Annotated in this window: 1 protein-coding gene; it reads left to right on the forward strand. The window is 75.3% G+C overall.

Annotated elements, in window-relative coordinates; translation table 11 throughout:
* On the forward strand, positions 1 to 1,891 hold a 1,891-nt coding region (locus JNG39_RS21055; protein WP_368313919.1), incomplete at both ends, for a KR domain-containing protein.

Here is a 1,891-nt window from a genome sequence, read left to right on the forward strand (position 1 = left end):
GGCGCGGGCGAGCTGGGCCAGGTGCTCAGCGAGCACCTGGTGCGCCAGTACGGCGCGCGGGTGGTCTGGCTGGGCCGGCGGGCGGAGGACGCGACGATCCAGGCGCGTCGCACGCGTCTGGCGGCCTGGGGCGAGGCGCCCACGTACCTGTCGGTGGACGCGCGCGACGTGGCGGCGATGAGCCGGGCGCGCGACACGATCCTGGCGCGCCACGGGGTGATCCACGGGGTGGTCCACGCGACCCTGGCGATGGGCGGCAGCGACCTGGCGCACATGGACACGGCGCGCTTCGAGGCCGGCCTGTCGGCGAAGGTGGCCGCGACGGTGGGCGTGGTGGAGGCGTTCGCTGGGCACGTGGCGGACGCGATGGTGTTTTTCTCCTCGATCCAGGCGCTGGAGAAGACCCGGCGGCAGAGTAACTACGCCGCCGGCAGCACGTTCCTGGACGCCTACGTGGCCTCGCGCTCGGCGACGCTGGGCTGCGCGGCGCGGGTGATCGACTGGGGGTATTGGGCGAGCACGGCCACGGCCGGGGCGCTGGAGAGCTTCCGCCACTGGCTGGCCGAGGCGGGGATGGCGACGATCGCGCCGGCCGAGGGCCTGGCGGTGCTGGAGCGGGTGCTGGCCGGTCCGCTGGAACGGGTGGCGTACCTGCGCACCACGCGCGCGGGGGCGTTGCAGGGAGTGCGGCTGGGCACGGGGCAGGTCACGGTGGATGCCTCGGCGCCGCCGCTGGCCGAGGCGCTGGCCGACTTCGTGCCGCCGGCGTATGCCGGCCCGGCGCCGACGGCGGCCACGCAGGCGCGGGCGCAGGCGCTGCACGCGCTGTTGCTGGAGGTGCTGGTGCAGCGCCTGCGCGAGCTGGGTCCGGCGGCGCGGTGCGCGTCGTTGGCGGCGTGGAAGGCGGGCGCGGCGATCGCCCCGGCGTACACGCGCTGGTGGGCGCAGACCGAGCGGCTGTTGCGTGCGCACTGGGGCGACGAGGCGGCGGTGCTGGTGGCGTTGCAGGGTCCGGCCGACGCCACGGTGGCGTCGCGCTGGGCGGGGTGGGTGGCGGCCGGCGGGGAGGACGCGGCGTCCCTGGCGCTGGTCGACGCCACGCAGGCGGCGCTGCCGGCGATCCTGCGCGGGGAGCAGGCGGCGACGGCGGTGGTGTTCCCGCAGGCGACGCTGCAGCGGGTGGAGGGGATGTACCGGGGCAATCCGCTGACCGACCACTGCAACGCGGTGGTGGCGCAGGCGCTGGTGCATTACCTGCGCGCGCGCCTGGCGCGGGACCCGGCCACGCGGCTGCGCGTGCTGGAGGTGGGCGCGGGCACCGGCGGGACCAGCGCGGTGGTCTTCGCCGCGCTGGGCGAGTACGCCGCGCACGTGGCCGAGTACGCCTACACGGACCTGTCCAAGGCGTTCCTGCACCATGCCCAGGCGCAGTACGCGCCGCACGTGCCGTACCTGCGCGGGCAGGTGTTCGACCTGGAGAAGGCGCCCGCGGCGCAGGGCGTGGAAGAGCACGGCTACGACGTGGTGATCGCGACCAACGTGGTCCATGCCACGCGCGACATCCGCCAGTCGCTGGGCCACGTCAAGGCGGTGCTGAAGGGGCAGGGGATCCTGCTGCTGAACGAACTGAGCAGCAACAGCGTGCTGGGCCACCTGACCTTCGGCCTGCTGGAGGGCTGGTGGCGCTTCGAGGACGCGGCGTTGCGCGAACCGGGCTCGCCGCTGCTGGCCCCGGCGCGCTGGGCGCAGGCACTGCGTGCGGAAGGCTATGGGCCGCTGCGCTTCCTCACCCCCGAGTTGCACGCCGGCACGCAGGTGATCGCCGCGGTCAGCGACGGCGTGGTCCTGCGTAGCGACGCGGCGGTCGTGACCGACAGCGCGCCGGCGACGG

This window comes from Luteibacter sp. CQ10 (genome assembly GCF_040900725.1).
In the GTDB taxonomy this organism is placed as follows: domain Bacteria; phylum Pseudomonadota; class Gammaproteobacteria; order Xanthomonadales; family Rhodanobacteraceae; genus Luteibacter.